Origin of the sequence: Thalassospira mesophila, from assembly GCF_002115755.1 — a bacterium.
In the GTDB taxonomy this organism is placed as follows: domain Bacteria; phylum Pseudomonadota; class Alphaproteobacteria; order Rhodospirillales; family Thalassospiraceae; genus Thalassospira; species Thalassospira mesophila.
The window spans coordinates 280,443-295,197 of sequence record NZ_JFKA01000005.1 but is presented as its reverse complement, the minus strand read 5'-3'; the positions used below and the strand labels follow the sequence as shown (position 1 = coordinate 295,197).

Here is a 14,755-nt window from a genome sequence, read left to right as displayed (position 1 = left end):
CAGCGGATTAACAATAGCAAAAATAATGGCGGGTGGCCCCCAGAACCACCCGCCATTCAGATCAAATCCGAAGTTCCGTTGTTGGATCAAACAGACTGATCTGATTCATATCCGCAGAGAATGTCATCATTTCTCCGGGGTTTGTCGCGCGGTCTGGTCTGACGCGGGCAACAATTTCTTTACCGCCAAGATTGATCACCGTCATGGTGTCGGCCCCGGTTGGTTCAATCACTTCGACTTTGGCGTCGAAATTGACATACTGGCTACCGGGTTGATCAGAGCCGGTGCGTTTGTGGGTCAGTCCTTCCGGGCGGATGCCAAAGACGACATCCTTGCCGACCCAGGATTTGTAGCTTTCCGGGCTATCGGCCACGAGCGGCAGAACCACCTTTTGACCGTTATTGTCGAATGTCACCGCGATCCGGCCATTGTCATCCACCAGTTTGGCTTCGATGAAATTCATGGACGGCGAGCCGATAAAACCGGCAACAAACATGTTGTTGGGTTTTTCATAGATATGCTGCGGCGTATCGAACTGTTGCAAGATGCCCCCTTTCATCACCGCGATGCGTGATGCCAGGGTCATCGCTTCGATCTGGTCGTGGGTCACGTAAACAATCGTGGAACCAAGGCGGTGATGAAGCTTTTTAATCTCGGTGCGCATATCAACGCGCAGCTTGGCATCCAGGTTTGACAAAGGTTCGTCAAACAGGAAGATGTCGGGGTTACGCACCAGGGCACGGCCCATGGCAACCCGCTGGCGTTGCCCGCCGGAAAGTTGGGACGGTTTGCGGTCGAGCAGGTTTTCAATTTGTAACAGATGGGCGACATCATCGACGGCCTTGTCACGTTCGGATGCCGAAACACCGCGAATTTCAAGGCCAAAGGTGATGTTTTTGCGCACTGTCATATTGGGATAAAGCGCATAGGACTGGAACACCATGGCGATGTTACGATCCTTGGGATGCACATTATTGATAACGCGGTCGCCAATGCGGATTTCACCGTCAGACGATGTTTCCAGACCTGCAATCAGGTTAAGCAGGGTCGATTTGCCACAGCCAGACGGACCGACAAGAACGAGAAACTCGCCGTCTTCAATCGTCAGATTGATTTCTTTGAGAACCTCGACGGATCCGAAAGTCTTGCGGACTTTATCAAGGGTGAGTGATGCCATTTCTTTATCCCTTCACCGAACCGGCGGTCAGGCCACGGACGAAATATTTACCTGCCAGCACATAAACAAGCAGTGTCGGAAGCCCGGTCAGCAATGCTGCGGCCATATCGACGTTGTATTGTTTAACGCCGGTCGTGGTGTTGACGATATTATTGAGGGCGACAGTCATTGGAGCACTGCCACCGGAACTGAACGATGCGCCGAACAGGAAGTCATTCCAGATCTGGGTGAACTGCCAGATGATGGAAACAACAATGATCGGGCCGGAAATCGGCAGAATGATCCGCCAGAAAATGGTAAAGAACCCGGCACCATCAATGGTGGCGGCTTTGACCAGTTCATCGGGGATCGAGACGTAATAATTGCGGAAAAACAGGGTGGTAAAGCACAGGCCATAGACCACATGCACCAGAACCAGGCCGGTGGTTGAGTTGGCAATACCAAGTTTGCCCAAGGTCACTGACATTGGCAAAAGCACGACCTGAAACGGTACAAAGCACCCGAATAACAGCATGGCAAAAACGATATTGGCACCCTTGAACCGGAATTTGGTCAGGGCATAGCCATTAAGCGCACCAAGGATGGTCGAGATCAGAACCGCCGGAACGGCCATTTGGACCGAGTTCCAGAAGAAGGTTTTGATGCCGGAGCATTCCACACCAACGCAGGCTTCGTTCCAGGCATAATTCCAGGCATCGAAGGTGACGACGCGCGGCAATGAAATCAGCGTTCCTTCGCGAATTTCCGTCAGCGATTTTAGCGACGTTGTCACCATCACAAACAGCGGAAACAGGTAATAGATCGAAAACAGGATCAGAACCAGATAGAGCAGACCGCGCAAGAGGGTGTGTTTCAACCCTGAATCCTGGCCATAAGTTTGGAGATCAGCCATTTTTCTTGCCTCCGCGCAATTCGGAATACAGATACGGCACAATGATCGCCATCACGGTTGCCAGCATCATCATGGCACTGGCTGCACTGATCCCAAGCTGGTTACGCTGGAAGGCCATCGTGTACATGAAGGTTGCCGGAAGGTCGGAGGAATAGCCGGGGCCGCCGCCGGTAAGAGCGATGACAAGGTCAAAGCTTTTAACCGCGAGATGGGCAAGAACGACAATTGCGCTTAGGAAAACCGGGCGGATCGACGGAATAATGATGCCGAAATAAATACGCGGCAGGCTGGCACCATCCATATAGGCGGCACGGATAATGTCCTGGTCCACACCGCGCAAGGCAGCAAGGAACATGGCCATGATAAAGCCCGATGCCTGCCAGACGGCGGCAATGACCACGGTGTAAATCGCAAAATCGGAATTGACCAGCCAGTCAAATTTGAAGGTCGCCCATCCCAGGTCATGCATCATTTTTTCAAGACCAAGACCGGGATTGAGAATCCATTTCCATACCGTCCCCGTAACGATGAATGACAGCGCCATCGGATAAAGGAAAACAGTACGCAGAACGCCTTCCGCCCGGATACGCTGGTCGAGCAAGACGGCCAGCAAACATCCCAGGAAAAGACAGATAACAATAAAAAGACCGCCGAATATCAGCAGATTTTCGATGGCAACATGCCAGCGTTCCATTTGCCACAGGCGTTCATACTGCCGCAGCCCGGCCCAGTCATAGACCGGCATCATACGGGATTTGGAAAACGCCATCCAGGCGGTCCAAATGATGAAACCGTAGACGAAAAACAGGGACGCAGCAAAGGATGGTGCCACAACGATCTTGGAAAGATTGCGTTGCAGGCTGGCCATCAGGTTGCTTTCGGTGCTTGAAGAAGCCCCCATGCCCTTTGCCTCAAAATAGTTAAAAGATAAGGGAAGCTGGCCCCGAAACAATGTCCCGGGGCCAGTGATTATTGCCAGATCGGCAATTCGGATTGGATCGAAAGATTAGTCTTTGGCCAATTCAATGGCTTCGACGAGACGGTTCATCGCTTCGTCCGACGTCATGTCGGAGTTGAAGTGAGCGGTCACGACGTCAACAATGGCGCCTGACAGATGGCCCGGTAATGCCATGCCATGGGCCATTGACGGCAGGAAGCCACCGGTTTTTTCATCAGCAGCCATATCGGCAGCCGATTTTTTGGCGCAATCGTCAAAATCATCCAGCGATACGCCGGTACGGGCCGGGATCGAGCCCTTCAGAAGGTTGAAGGTTTTCTGGAATTTTTTGCCAACGATCAACTCGGCCAGAAGTTTCTGACCTTCGATTTTGTCTTCGCCGTCGACCTTGAACATGGCAAAGCTGTCGGTGTTAAACAGGAAGCCATTGCCATTGTCAGCCGGGGTGGCCGAGCAAAGGAAGTCTTTGCCCGGAACTTTACCAGCGGCAAGGAACTCGCCTTTTGCCCAGTCGCCCATGATCTGCATGGCGGCTTTGCCATTCATGACCATTGCGGTTGCCAGGTTCCAGTCACGCCCGGGGAAATCCGGGTCGACGTAACCGCGAATTTTACGCATTTCGTCGAACACGTTTTTCATGGTGTCAGATTTCAGGGCGTCTTCGTCAAGGTCGATCAGTGCTTTCTGGAAGAATTCGGGGCCACCCATACCCAGAACAACGGTTTCGAAAATCGTTGCGTCCTGCCACGGCTGACCACCATGTGCCAGCGGCGTAATACCGGCAGCTTTCAGTTTGTCAGCAAGGGTGTTGAATTCAGCCCAGGTTTTCGGGCCTTCGGTCGCGCCGACTTTTGCCAGCAGTTCCGGGTTTGACCAGATCCAGTTAACACGGTGAATGTTGACCGGAACGGCGACATAGTCGCCTTTATATTTCATGATTTCCTGAATGCGCTGGGGAATCACTTCATCCCATTTTTCTTTTTTGGCAACATCATTCAGGTTTGCCAGTGCGCCCTGTTCTGCCCATTCCTGAATGGCCGGGCCTTTCAACTGAACAGCACTGGGTGCATCGCCCGAAAGAACGCGCGAGCGCAGAACGGTCATGGCGGCATCACCAGCACCACCCGCTACCGGGCTGTCCTGCCATTTGCCGCCGTGTTCCTCGAAATCCTTTTTCAGGGCTGCAACAGCTTTTGCTTCGCCGCCCGATGTCCACCAATGCAGAACTTCGGCAGTGGGTTCGGCGTGGGCCAGCGATGCAGAAGCAAGTGCGGCAATACCGACACCGGCAGCAAGAATGGATTTGCTAAGTTTCATTTAGGGTTTCCTCCCTGGTTTTAAACCAATTGCAGCGACACCATGCTGCGAGAGGGCCCTTATTGCATCCACAAAACTGTAACAGGTCGTTTCTGGATCTGGATTTGAAATGTATTGTTACAAAAAACAGGCATTACGAGCCTGATTATAATTCAAATGCAGGTGCTTTGATTAGGGCATTTTACAGAATGGTAGTTTGCACGTTGGGGAATAAATGCGGGGCACCACACCCTTTATTTTGTAATCGTGCCAAAATGTGGTGCAAGGTCAAGGCTGTATGGTGGCTTTTATAAAAGCAGAGGGTTCGCCGCGCGAGGTGTTTCAGATAGCAGATTGTGTTTGTTTCCCGGCGACGAACCGGTATCGGGCTTTATTCTTTGGCCAGATCAAGCGATTGGATAAGCATATCGATCGCCTGTTGCGACGACATTTCAGAATTGAAATGAGCGGTAACCGTATCGACAATGGCGCCGGTCAGGTTGCCGGGCAGGGCCATGTCAACACCGACCGAGGGCAAAAAACCGTCAGATTCCTGTGATGCCTGCATGTCTTTTTCCGACTGCAGGGCGCAGGTGTCAAATTTGTCCATCGGGACGCCAAGACGGGCCGGAATGGAACCTTTAAGCAGGTTGAAGGTTTCCTGAAATTTTTGACCCAAAATCAGGCTGGCAAGCAGGTTTTGACCTTCGACCTTGTCTGCACCATCGACGTGAAACATGGCGAAGCTGTCTGTATTAAACAGATAACCATGATTTGACGGCGAGGCACTGCACAGAAAATCCTTGCCCGGCACTTTGCCTGCGGCCATGAATTCGCCCTTGGCCCAGTCGCCCATAACCTGCATGGCGGCCTTGCCGTTCATAACCATGGCGGTTGCCAGGTTCCAGTCGCGACCGGAAAAATCGGCATCGACAAACCCGCGTAAAACCCGCATCTGATCAAACACCTTTTTCATGGTGTCCGATTTCAAGGCGTCTTCATCAAGGTCAATCAGTGCCTTTTGATAAAATTCGGTGCCGCCAATGCCCAAAACCACATTTTCGAACAGGATGGCTTCTTGCCAGGGCTGCCCGCCAAGGGCCAGCGGTATGACCCCTTGTGCCTGCAGCGTTTTGGCCAGTTTGTTGAAATCGTCCCAGTTTGAAGGCACTTCGGACGTACCGGCTTTTGCCAGGACATCGGGATTAGCCCAAATCATATCGGTGCGGTGAATATTTACCGGCACAGCAACATAATGACCATCATATTTCATAAGTGTGCTGAGGCGTTTGGGCAGGATGTCATCCCACTTTTCTTTTTGGGCAACATCGTCAAGATTGGCGAGGGCACCCTGATCGGCCCATTCCATGATGGCGGGGCTTTTTAATTGCACTGCGGTCGGGGCATCCCCGGACAGGACCCGTGAACGCAGCACGGTCATTGCGGCTGACCCGCCGCCACCGGCAACCGGGCTGTCGATCCATTTGCCGCCGTGGGCTTCAAAATCTTTTTTAAGGGCTGCGGCGGCCTTCGCTTCGCCGCCGGATGTCCAGTAATGCAAGACTTCCACCGTCGGCTGGGCCTGTGCCGCGACGGATGCCAGCGCGATGAATGTTGACGTGCAAATGACGGTTGCAAGTGTTTTGCTGTTAAACAGCGATTGGATAGAGCGCATTTGTTCCTCCCGTATTTTTTTAAGGCACGACCATGCGACGAGAAAGGGTGTTTTGCATCCCTCATGTGTAACAAAATATTTCCAGGACACGTTTTGAAATAACTTGTTACAAAAAATGTTAGCGCTAACATTTGAGGGCGCGCGTCTTTGCCGTTCTGATCTGCAATCAAGGTGCCGCGATAGAGAAGGGCCGCGCGGATAAAAAGTGCATTTTGGCGCGGGCTGCTTCATTTCGGGCGTTGAATGTGACGGAATTGGTGTGATGCAGCAAAATCGATAACACTCTAAAAACGCTTATTTTTCCATTGTTTATAGGCATAAATGTGAATTTTGATCGGTTTGAACCCATTCAACTGTGACAAATTGGAACAGATGATATGCAATCTTGGTGGATTGAGATATTCGATCAATTTCGTCATATTGCAACGCAGAAGAACGGAGCAGAGCGCATCCGGCAACATTATGAAGCCGAGATTTGAGCGCTCATCAGTTTGAAACACAGGAGGTTCAACATGTTCTTGTCCAGTATCATCGTTGCTGTTCGTCGTTGGGCCTATGCACGGTCAGTCGCGAACGAACTTTACGATCTCGACACCCGTGATTTGGATGATGTCGGGATTTCCCGCTGGCAGATCAAAGACGTTGCACGCAAAGCGGCACGTGACGCGATCGCTTAAGGTAGCGGAAAAATATCGACAGCGTCTAACTAGTAGGCTGCTGTATGCAGAAGCCGGGCCATTTTGACCCGGCTTTTTGTATGTCCAGGCCCTGAAATATGTGCCCGGATTTGCCGTTGGGGAATGCCGAGCCGATGCTGCTGCCCACGCGCCGATTTCCGATGCAATCTGGTTCAAAGGCGTTGGCGGTGTGTGCGCGCTGCTTTTGTATCCCTTCCTGCCAAGGCGTTTTTTCATTTAGAGCATGTTTCCTTTAATAAGACCCATTTTGTTTAATTTTGACGTGCCGTTTGGCAAGGCACAGCGCGCCGCGCGATGCGGCGCATCGGGCAAGCGGTGTAACGCCGTCAAACGCCGTCAAAATTGAACCCTCCGGGCCCGCGCATTTTGCTGCTCGGCTACGTCGAAATCCTTGTCCGTAACCCCGTTACGCCCTGCGGACTTCTCCTTGCCGAGCAGCAAAATGCGCGGGCAGAATGGGTCTTATTAAAGGAAATATGCTCTAACATCGTTGGTTTTGTTATGTCCCCGCCGCTATGCACGATGCAAGCGGCGATTATATTGTTGTGCGGCGTCCTTGGCCGGGTTTTTGGTTGTGGTCGTTTTTTTGTGCCAAGACATGCCTTGATGTTGAGGCCGGACGACCAGCCGATCGGGGCGAAATGCGATTCGGTCGTACAGTTCAGCTCGAGAAGCGGCGTAATAAAGAATAAGTAAGGGATTAATAACCATTCGCGCTAATTTGTCTGCGAGTGATTTTTACGTCAAATTTTTCTTGGGTGTTTTACAGTTTTTCCGCTAAGTTGTTGATAGTGAAAATCAAATTCACACAATAAACTTGAAAATCTGCTTCGTAATGCCCACAATACTGTTACGCAATTCGAAGGAGCGCAGGAATGAAGGGTGATCCCAAGATCATCGGCCATCTTAATCGCGTGCTGACCAATCAGCTGACCGCGATCAACCAGTATTTCTTGCATGCCCGGATGCTTCGGCATTGGGGTGTTGAAGAGATGGGCGAATACGAGTTTAAATTGTCGATCAAGGAAATGAAGCGGGCGGACGATTTGATCGAACGCATTTTGTTTCTTGAAGGTTTGCCCAATCTGCAAAATCTGAACAAGTTGCTGATCGGGGAAACGATTGAAGAAATCCTTGATTGCGACATGAAGTTTGAAATGGCGGCATTGCCCTTGCTGCGCGACGCCATTACGGCGTGCGAAGGCACGAGGGATTATGTCACCCGTGATCTGCTGGTCAAATTTCTCGATGATCAGGAAGAGCATGTCGACTGGATGGAAAGTGAGCTGTGGCTCATCGACAATGCCGGTCTTGAAAATTATGTCCAAAGCCGTTCTGGCGACGGCGACTAATCACTGGGAAGGATGTCCGTCATGAAGGGCAAAAAAGTTGTTATTGATACCCTGAACGCGTTGTTAACCGGCGAATTGTCGGCCGCTGACCAGTATAACGCACATGCCGAGATGTATCGTGACTGGGGGTTGCATAACCTTTACGAGCGTATGCATCACGAAATGGAAGAAGAGCTTGAGCATGCTAAAATGCTGATCGAGCGCATTTTGTTTCTTGAAGGTGTGCCTGATACCGCGTCGCGCGAAAAGATCAATGTTGCTGCGACCTTGCCAGACGCGATCAAAAGCGATCTGGAATATGAATATGTCATCATCAACAATTTGAAAAACGCCATCAAACTTTGCGAAAAAGAGATGGATTATCAGACCCGCAAGATCTTGCTGAAACTGTTGGAAGACAGCGAAGAAGATCATGCATACTGGCTGGAACAGCAGTTGCGTCTGATTGAGATGATGGGCTTGAAAAACTATGTGCAGTTCCGTGCTGCCGGTGAGCCGAACCCGCACGCCGTGTAACGCACATTATCTTTGCCGTTAAATGCGGCACGCTGACCATTTCGCAAAACCCGCCCATCGTGGCGGGTTTTGTCGTTTTTGGCGCGTGGCGTGCTTTACCGGGGCCGTTATTTAATTATTGCTGATATAGGGGTTGACCTTCCGGTTGCGGGAACCTTTATGGTAAGGGAAATGGAACCCCTGACATCGAGGCAAACATGACATCCCAAACCGTTTTGCAGGATGCAAAAGACCAGGCTGGATCGGGCCGGACGTCGCAAAATGCGCCGTCGGGGCCTTCTGATCGCCGTTCCGCCACGAGTATCGATTTGACGTTGCCAGTTACCGGCATGACCTGTGCTTCATGTGCCGGGCGGGTTGAAAAGGCCTTGGCAAAACTGGACGGGCTGGAGCAAGCCGACGTCAACCTGTCCATGAATACGGCCCATGTTCGATATGACGGCCAAAAAATCAGTCCGGTTGATTTGACAAACGCCATTCAAAAGGCCGGATACGGCGTTGAAAAACAAAAACTGTCCTATGACATTGATGGCATGACCTGTGCCAGTTGTTCGGGCCGGGTTGAAAAGGCGCTGGGTAAACTGGTCGGTGTGACTGAAGCGACGGTTAATCTGGCGCTGGAGCGGGCGGATATTTCGGTTGTTCCCGGTGCCGTGACTGACCGGCAGGTTATTGAGGCGGTTGAGAAAGCCGGGTATCACGCGGTTTCGCGCAATCAGAAAACATCATCCGATAATCAGCCCGCCAAAAAGCGCGACTATGCGCTGTGGTGGCTGGCTGCTTCGATCATATTGTCGGCGCCGCTTATTGGGCAAATGATCTGGATGTATCTGGGCGTCGAGCTTCGCATACCGGCGTGGGCTCAGTTGGCGCTGGCAACACCGGTGCAGTTCATTATTGGTTGGCGGTTTTACCGGGGTGCCTGGTCGGCATTGCGCAATAAGGCGGCCAATATGGATGTGCTGGTGGCGCTGGGCACGTCTGCAGCCTATTTCCTAAGCCTTTATAATATGGTGCAGCCCGGGTCGAGCGGCGAGGGGCACCTTTATTTTGAAGCATCGGCCACGATCATTACCCTGATCCTTGGCGGCAAGATTATGGAAGAGCGCGCCAAACGGGGTGCGTCAGCCGCCATTCGTGAATTAATGGCATTGCGCCCGCGCACAGCCCGCCGACTTGACGCAAAGACCGGAGAAGAAACCGAAATTTCGGTCGATGATTTGAATGTCGACGATGTGGTGCGTGTGCGCCCGGGCGAAAAATTGCCAATTGATGGCGAAGTGGTTGCGGGTGAAAGCGAAATTGACGAATCGCTGATCACGGGCGAAACGCGACCGGTTTTGCGCAGCACGGGGGACGCCGTTGTTGGTGGTGCGGTTAACGGGACCGGTCGGCTGGATGTCCGGGTGAGTGCGGTTGGGGAAGACACCACATTGTCGCGCATTATTCGGCTGGTGGAGCAGGCCCAGACGGGTAAGGCACCGGTGCAGCAAATGGTGGACAAGGTTGCCGCCATTTTTGTGCCGGTGATTATTTTGATCGCCATCATCACCTTTGCCGGCTGGCTGATCACCGGGTTTGGCATTGAAGCCGCAATTGTTGCCGCTGTATCGGTTTTGGTTATTGCCTGTCCCTGTGCGTTGGGGCTGGCAACGCCAACCGCACTGGTTGCCGGAACCGGGGCCGCGGCAAAAGCCGGTATTTTGATCAAGAATTTTGAGGCGCTGGAACAGGCCCACAATGTTGATGCGGTTATTTTTGATAAAACCGGCACCCTGACCGAAGGTGTGCCCACGGTTCAAGATGTGGTCGTGGCGGCTGATTTTGGCGACAAAGTTGAATTGTTGCGCCTGGCGGCATCGCTTCAGGCGGCCAGCGAACATCCGTTAGCCCATGCTGTGGTGCAAGCCGCCCGGGACGATGACCTGAAACTGGCCAATGTGGACGATTTCAAGGGAACGACCGGCGCGGGTGTTGGCGGTACGGTTGAAGGCCGCTCGGTTTTGATCGGGACGGAAACCTTGTTGCGTGACAATGGGGCAACCTTGCCTGATGAGGGCACGGCCAAGGTGATTGTTGAGGCAGAAAAACAGGGCAGCACCGTTGTGCTGGTGGCTGTGGATGGCAAATTTGCCGGGTATCTGACCCTTGAGGACAAAATCCGCGAGAGTGCCATTGCGGCGGTAAAAGACCTGAAACAGCGCGGGATTGCCAGCATCATGCTGTCGGGCGACGCCGAAGATGTGGCAGCCCATGTAGCGCAAAAGATTGGCATGGATAGCTGGCGCGGGCGCATTCGCCCGCAGGACAAGGCCCGTGAAGTTGAAAAACTGCGTAAGGAAGGCCGCCATGTGGCAATGGTGGGCGATGGCATTAATGATGCCCCGGCGCTGGCCGCGGCCGACGTTGGCATTGCCATGGGTGGGGGCACCGATGTTGCCATGGAAACGGCTGGCATTACCCTGATGCGGTCGGACCCGGCATTGGTGGCGGGGGCGATTGATATTTCCATCGCCACCCGGCGCAAGATTACGCAAAACCTGTTTTGGGCCTTTGGCTATAACGTGATCGGGGTGCCGTTAGCAGCATTTGGTATTTTAAGCCCGGCCATTGCCGGGGCTGCCATGGCGTTAAGTTCGGTGTCGGTGGTGACCAATTCGCTGATGTTGCGGCGCTGGCATGTGCGCAAGGAAGGATCCAAAAAATGAATATTTCCGATGCGGCGCAAGATTGCGGTCTCCCGGCAAAAACCATTCGCTATTACGAAGAAATAGGACTGGTGCGGCCGGGGCGCCGTGCCAATGGATACCGCGATTATAACGAGCAGGATTTGCATAAATTGCGGTTTTTGCAACGCTCGCGCGGGTTGGGTTTTTCCGTTGAAGACTGCCGCACTTTGCTGTCGCTTTACGAAGATCATAACCGCGCATCGGCCGATGTGCGCCAGATCGCCAAAGCCCATCTTGATGATATTGACCGCAAAATAGCGGAATTAAAAAGCCTGCAAACAACGTTGCGCCATCTGGTTCATCAATGCCACGGCGATGACCGGCCCGACTGCCCGATTATCGAGGATTTGGCCCGGCAAGACCATTAAACGACCGGGCCTGCCACGGTGCAGCACCCTTAAAACGGTTTTACAAAACAAAAAGAGAGAGATTTAACCGGTGAACAGAAAACTTGGATACGGCGTCATCGCCGTAGGGTTAGGTGTGATTGCTGTGACGGGGTATCGGTATTTTAATCCGCCACAGCCGCCGTCACCTGCACTGGCAATTAATGCAGCCGATTTGCATTTGGTGGCCGAGGGCAAGACGATTTATGATGCCAATTGTGCGTCGTGCCACGGCAATAAATTGCAAGGCGAAGCCAATTGGCAAAAACGTGGTGCGGATGGGTTGTTACCCGCACCACCCCATGATGCCAACGGCCATACCTGGCATCATCCCGATGACATGCTGTTTGCCTTGACCAAATATGGCCCCGAAAAACTGGTTGGCAACGGGTATAAAAGTGCCATGCCCGCCTTTGAAGGAACGCTGTCGGACGACGAAATCGTCGCAACAATTTCCTATATCAAAAGCCGGTGGCCCGACGCGGTGCGCAAACGCAATGACCAGATCAATCTGGCGGCCCGGTCTGAAAACCAGTAACCAGTACCCAGACCAGATATTTAAACCCTGTCTCGCTGTTGGCATAAACGGTGGGCGGGGTTTATTTTTCAGGATGGATGGTGGGCAAATGAATTTTGATTGTGGTGCCGTGCCTGGGCTCGCTTTCAATGCTGAGCCGTCCGCCGTGTAATTCGGTCAGCATTTTTGCCAACGGCAGACCCAGCCCGGTGCCCGCACTTTCCTTTATGCCTTTGGGATGCAATTGCGAAAAGCGTGCCAGGGCGCGGGGAATATCCTGTGGCGCGATGCCCACGCCGTTATCCGATATCTGAAAAACGGCTTCATCATCGTGGCTGTACAGGCTAAGCGATATTTCGCCGCCATCGGCGGTGAATTTGCCGGCATTGGTCAGGATATTGATTAAAATCTGTTTGAGTTTCAGACGGTCGCAGGGAATAATGACGCTGTGGTCCGGCAAATTAACGGTCAATTGATGATGGCGACGGTGGTAGTCGTCACGCAGCATTTTTACCGCTTCACGGGCAATGGGCACGACATCGTGCAGGGTTGGCGTAATTGTCATTGCGCCTTCGGCAAGTTTTGATGATTCGAGAACATCGTTCACCAGCGACAGCAAATGTTGCCCGGCATCATGAATATCGTGGCCACATTCGCGGTAGGTTTGCGAAATATCGCCAAGGACCCCTTGTGCAATCAATTCGGCATTGCCGATAATGGCGTTTAAAGGGGTTCGTAATTCGTGGCCCATATTGGCCAGAAAATCGGTTTTGGTGGCGTTAACGTCGTTTCTTTCCTGATTGTGGGTCAGCAAATCGCGTTCGGCAAGGCGATTGTTGGTGTTTTCCAACAGGGTCAGCAGCACGCAAGGCAGGGTTTGGGAGGCTCCGGGCCATTCCAGCGCCGAAACGGTCAGGCTACAAGGTATGGCTTTGTTTTCGAGGCCCAAAACCGAAATATCACCGCGCCATGTTCGGCCTGATGAAAATATGGTGTCGAGATCCTCGGCCAGGCCTTGCGACAGAAAAGATGCTTTTTTGTGTGAAATATCGTCCACGCCCACGCCGAGAATTTGCGCCAGGGCATCATTGCAATGCAGAATTTTGCCATCGCGCTGGCAAATGGCCGCGCCATAGGGCAGGGCGGCTAGCAGGGCGCTAGCACCAATCGCAGGGCCAATCGGTTCAATTGGCTGGGAACAGTCGCCTGACTGGTTGGCACTCACGCTATAACCCCTGCTGATCGTGTGTGAAATGGATCAGAAACGATCCACGCCAAGGCCGTCTAATGAAATTTCCGGAGTCTTTTTAGATATCAGATCGGCAATCGCCTTGCCCGAACCGCAACTCATGGTCCAACCTAATGTGCCATGCCCGGTATTGAGAAACAGATTATCATATTTTGTGCCGCCAAGCACAGGTGCAGAATCGGGTGTGACGGGGCGCAGGCCGCTCCAATAGCTTATGGTTGCCCGGTTTCCGCAATCGGGGAACAGGGCGAAGGCCTTGTCGGCGATCAATTGTTGCCGACGGGGCGCCATGCGTAGCGAATAACCCTCCAGTTCGGCGGTGCCTGCGGCGCGCAAACGGGTGCCAAAACGCGAATAAACCATTTTGACGCTGTCATCGATCAGGCTGACGGTGGGGGCGTTGGTGCCGTGCCCGGTAGTATCGATTGTAACCGAATAGCCCTTGCAAGGATAAATCGGCAACTTAATGCCCAAGGGCCTGGTCAAAAGCGGGCTGTAACTGCCCATACACACCAGATAACAATCACCGTAAATTTCACCCGCGTCGCTGTGAATGCAGCGAATGGAATTTCCATTGTTTTCAATCGACTGGATGGTTGTATTATAGCGAAAATTTGCCCCTTGTGCGGCACATATTTTTGCCAGTTCAAGGGTAAATTTTCGGGCATCCCCGCTTTCATCGCCAGGCGAGAAGGTGCCGCCCTTTATGGGCTGGGCGGTGTTGCGCAGGGCAGGTTCTATTTCCAGGCATTCGCGCGCGGTTACAAGGCGGCGATCGAGGCCAAATTCGCGCATGATTTTGCTGCTGTGCGCCAGTTCTTCGAGTTCCCTGTCGCTATGGCAAATATGCAAAATCCCTTTTTCAAGCTGATCATATTCAAGGCCAAGGTCGCGCCGTAATTGTTTAACGCAATCCCGGCTGTAAATGGCCATACGCAAGGATTTTTCGATGTTGTCGCGGGTGCGCTCGGGGCTGCAATTGCGTAAAAAACGCAGGCCCCAGGCAAATAACTGTCGATCAAACCGCATTCTGAACAATAACGGTGCGTCTTCGCGGCCCAGCCATTTAAGGCTTTGCCACGGGGTTTTGGGATGCGCCCATGGCATGGCATGACAGGCCGAAATTTGACCGCCATTGGCAAAACTGGTTTCTTCGGCGGCCATGGGTTGGCGATCAATGACGGTTACCTGATGGCCATTTTGCAACAGATAGTAGGCAGCGGCCGTCCCGACGACGCCCGCCCCCAAAACAACAACATGCATGCCGGAATTGCCTTGCTCGCGTGGATTTAATTGGCAGAATCATATGC

Annotated in this window: 13 protein-coding genes; 6 read left to right on the top strand and 7 right to left on the bottom strand. The window is 52.7% G+C overall.

Features of this window, described 5'->3' with window-relative positions; genetic code table 11:
* Positions 1 to 61: 61 nt before the first annotated feature.
* From TMES_RS13575 to TMES_RS13555, 5 genes are all read right to left on the bottom strand, one after another.
* Complete coding sequence (locus TMES_RS13575) at positions 62 to 1,177, bottom strand: ABC transporter ATP-binding protein (protein WP_085583388.1); 1,116 nt, start codon at positions 1,175 to 1,177, stop codon at positions 62 to 64.
* Between the two features lie 4 nt (positions 1,178 to 1,181).
* On the bottom strand, positions 1,182 to 2,069 hold the full coding sequence (locus TMES_RS13570) for a carbohydrate ABC transporter permease (RefSeq protein WP_085583386.1): 888 nt from the start codon (positions 2,067 to 2,069) through the stop codon (positions 1,182 to 1,184).
* A complete protein-coding gene (locus TMES_RS13565) occupies positions 2,062 to 2,970 on the bottom strand; it encodes a carbohydrate ABC transporter permease (RefSeq protein WP_085583384.1) in 909 nt (302 codons plus the stop codon). Before TMES_RS13565 ends, TMES_RS13570 begins: the two co-directional genes overlap by 8 nt.
* 105 nt (positions 2,971 to 3,075) lie before the next feature.
* On the bottom strand, positions 3,076 to 4,344 hold the full coding sequence (locus tag TMES_RS13560) for an ABC transporter substrate-binding protein (RefSeq protein ID WP_085583382.1): 1,269 nt from the start codon (positions 4,342 to 4,344) through the stop codon (positions 3,076 to 3,078).
* Positions 4,345 to 4,714: 370 nt separating this feature from the next.
* Complete coding sequence (locus TMES_RS13555; RefSeq protein WP_085583380.1) at positions 4,715 to 5,998, bottom strand: ABC transporter substrate-binding protein; 1,284 nt, start codon at positions 5,996 to 5,998, stop codon at positions 4,715 to 4,717.
* A 512-nt stretch (positions 5,999 to 6,510) separates the two neighbouring features.
* On the opposite strand from TMES_RS13555, the gene TMES_RS13550 reads away from it, so the two are divergent.
* The 6 genes from TMES_RS13550 (at position 6,511) to TMES_RS13520 (ending at position 12,217) form a co-directional block, all read left to right on the top strand.
* Positions 6,511 to 6,675, top strand: a complete 165-nt coding sequence (locus tag TMES_RS13550; RefSeq protein ID WP_085583378.1) for a DUF1127 domain-containing protein — start codon at positions 6,511 to 6,513, stop codon at positions 6,673 to 6,675.
* An 896-nt stretch (positions 6,676 to 7,571) separates the two neighbouring features.
* The gene (gene bfr, locus TMES_RS13540) at positions 7,572 to 8,048 is read left to right on the top strand and encodes a bacterioferritin (RefSeq protein WP_085583374.1); all 477 of its coding nucleotides are present in this window, start codon (positions 7,572 to 7,574) and stop codon (positions 8,046 to 8,048) included.
* 21 nt (positions 8,049 to 8,069) lie between these two features.
* Positions 8,070 to 8,564 carry a bacterioferritin gene (bfr, locus tag TMES_RS13535; RefSeq protein ID WP_085583372.1) on the top strand — a complete coding sequence of 165 codons (495 nt, stop codon included), beginning with the start codon at positions 8,070 to 8,072 and terminating at the stop codon, positions 8,562 to 8,564.
* Between the two features lie 197 nt (positions 8,565 to 8,761).
* Entirely contained in the window at positions 8,762 to 11,272 is a 2,511-nt protein-coding gene (locus TMES_RS13530) for a heavy metal translocating P-type ATPase (RefSeq protein ID WP_085583370.1), read from the top strand.
* Entirely contained in the window at positions 11,269 to 11,661 is a 393-nt protein-coding gene (cueR, locus tag TMES_RS13525; RefSeq protein ID WP_085583368.1) for a Cu(I)-responsive transcriptional regulator, read from the top strand. The genes TMES_RS13530 and cueR overlap by 4 nt, the downstream gene beginning before the upstream one ends.
* Positions 11,662 to 11,731: 70 nt before the next feature.
* On the top strand, positions 11,732 to 12,217 hold the full coding sequence (locus TMES_RS13520; RefSeq protein ID WP_245835413.1) for a c-type cytochrome: 486 nt from the start codon (positions 11,732 to 11,734) through the stop codon (positions 12,215 to 12,217).
* 61 nt (positions 12,218 to 12,278) lie between these two features.
* On the opposite strand, the gene TMES_RS13515 is transcribed toward TMES_RS13520, so the two are convergent.
* Both TMES_RS13515 and TMES_RS13510 read right to left on the bottom strand, forming a co-directional pair.
* Complete coding sequence (locus TMES_RS13515; RefSeq protein ID WP_245835411.1) at positions 12,279 to 13,421, bottom strand: sensor histidine kinase; 1,143 nt, start codon at positions 13,419 to 13,421, stop codon at positions 12,279 to 12,281.
* A gap of 33 nt (positions 13,422 to 13,454) precedes the next feature.
* The gene (locus tag TMES_RS13510) at positions 13,455 to 14,708 is read right to left on the bottom strand and encodes a D-amino acid dehydrogenase (RefSeq protein WP_085583363.1); all 1,254 of its coding nucleotides are present in this window, start codon (positions 14,706 to 14,708) and stop codon (positions 13,455 to 13,457) included.
* Positions 14,709 to 14,755: the final 47 nt, after the last annotated feature.

Bases quoted from the DNA above. Each gene is read 5' to 3' on its own strand.
- TMES_RS13575 (WP_085583388.1), bottom strand. From the start codon at position 1,177: ATGGCATCACTCACCCTTGATAAAGTCCGCAAGACTTTCGGATCCGTC.
- TMES_RS13570 (WP_085583386.1), bottom strand. From the start codon at position 2,069: ATGGCTGATCTCCAAACTTATGGCCAGGATTCAGGGTTGAAACACACC.
- TMES_RS13565 (WP_085583384.1), bottom strand. From the start codon at position 2,970: ATGGGGGCTTCTTCAAGCACCGAAAGCAACCTGATGGCCAGCCTGCAA.
- TMES_RS13560 (WP_085583382.1), bottom strand. From the start codon at position 4,344: ATGAAACTTAGCAAATCCATTCTTGCTGCCGGTGTCGGTATTGCCGCA.
- TMES_RS13555 (WP_085583380.1), bottom strand. From the start codon at position 5,998: ATGCGCTCTATCCAATCGCTGTTTAACAGCAAAACACTTGCAACCGTC.
- TMES_RS13550 (WP_085583378.1), top strand. From the start codon at position 6,511: ATGTTCTTGTCCAGTATCATCGTTGCTGTTCGTCGTTGGGCCTATGCA.
- bfr (WP_085583374.1), top strand. From the start codon at position 7,572: ATGAAGGGTGATCCCAAGATCATCGGCCATCTTAATCGCGTGCTGACC.
- bfr (WP_085583372.1), top strand. From the start codon at position 8,070: ATGAAGGGCAAAAAAGTTGTTATTGATACCCTGAACGCGTTGTTAACC.
- TMES_RS13530 (WP_085583370.1), top strand. From the start codon at position 8,762: ATGACATCCCAAACCGTTTTGCAGGATGCAAAAGACCAGGCTGGATCG.
- cueR (WP_085583368.1), top strand. From the start codon at position 11,269: ATGAATATTTCCGATGCGGCGCAAGATTGCGGTCTCCCGGCAAAAACC.
- TMES_RS13510 (WP_085583363.1), bottom strand. From the start codon at position 14,708: ATGCATGTTGTTGTTTTGGGGGCGGGCGTCGTCGGGACGGCCGCTGCC.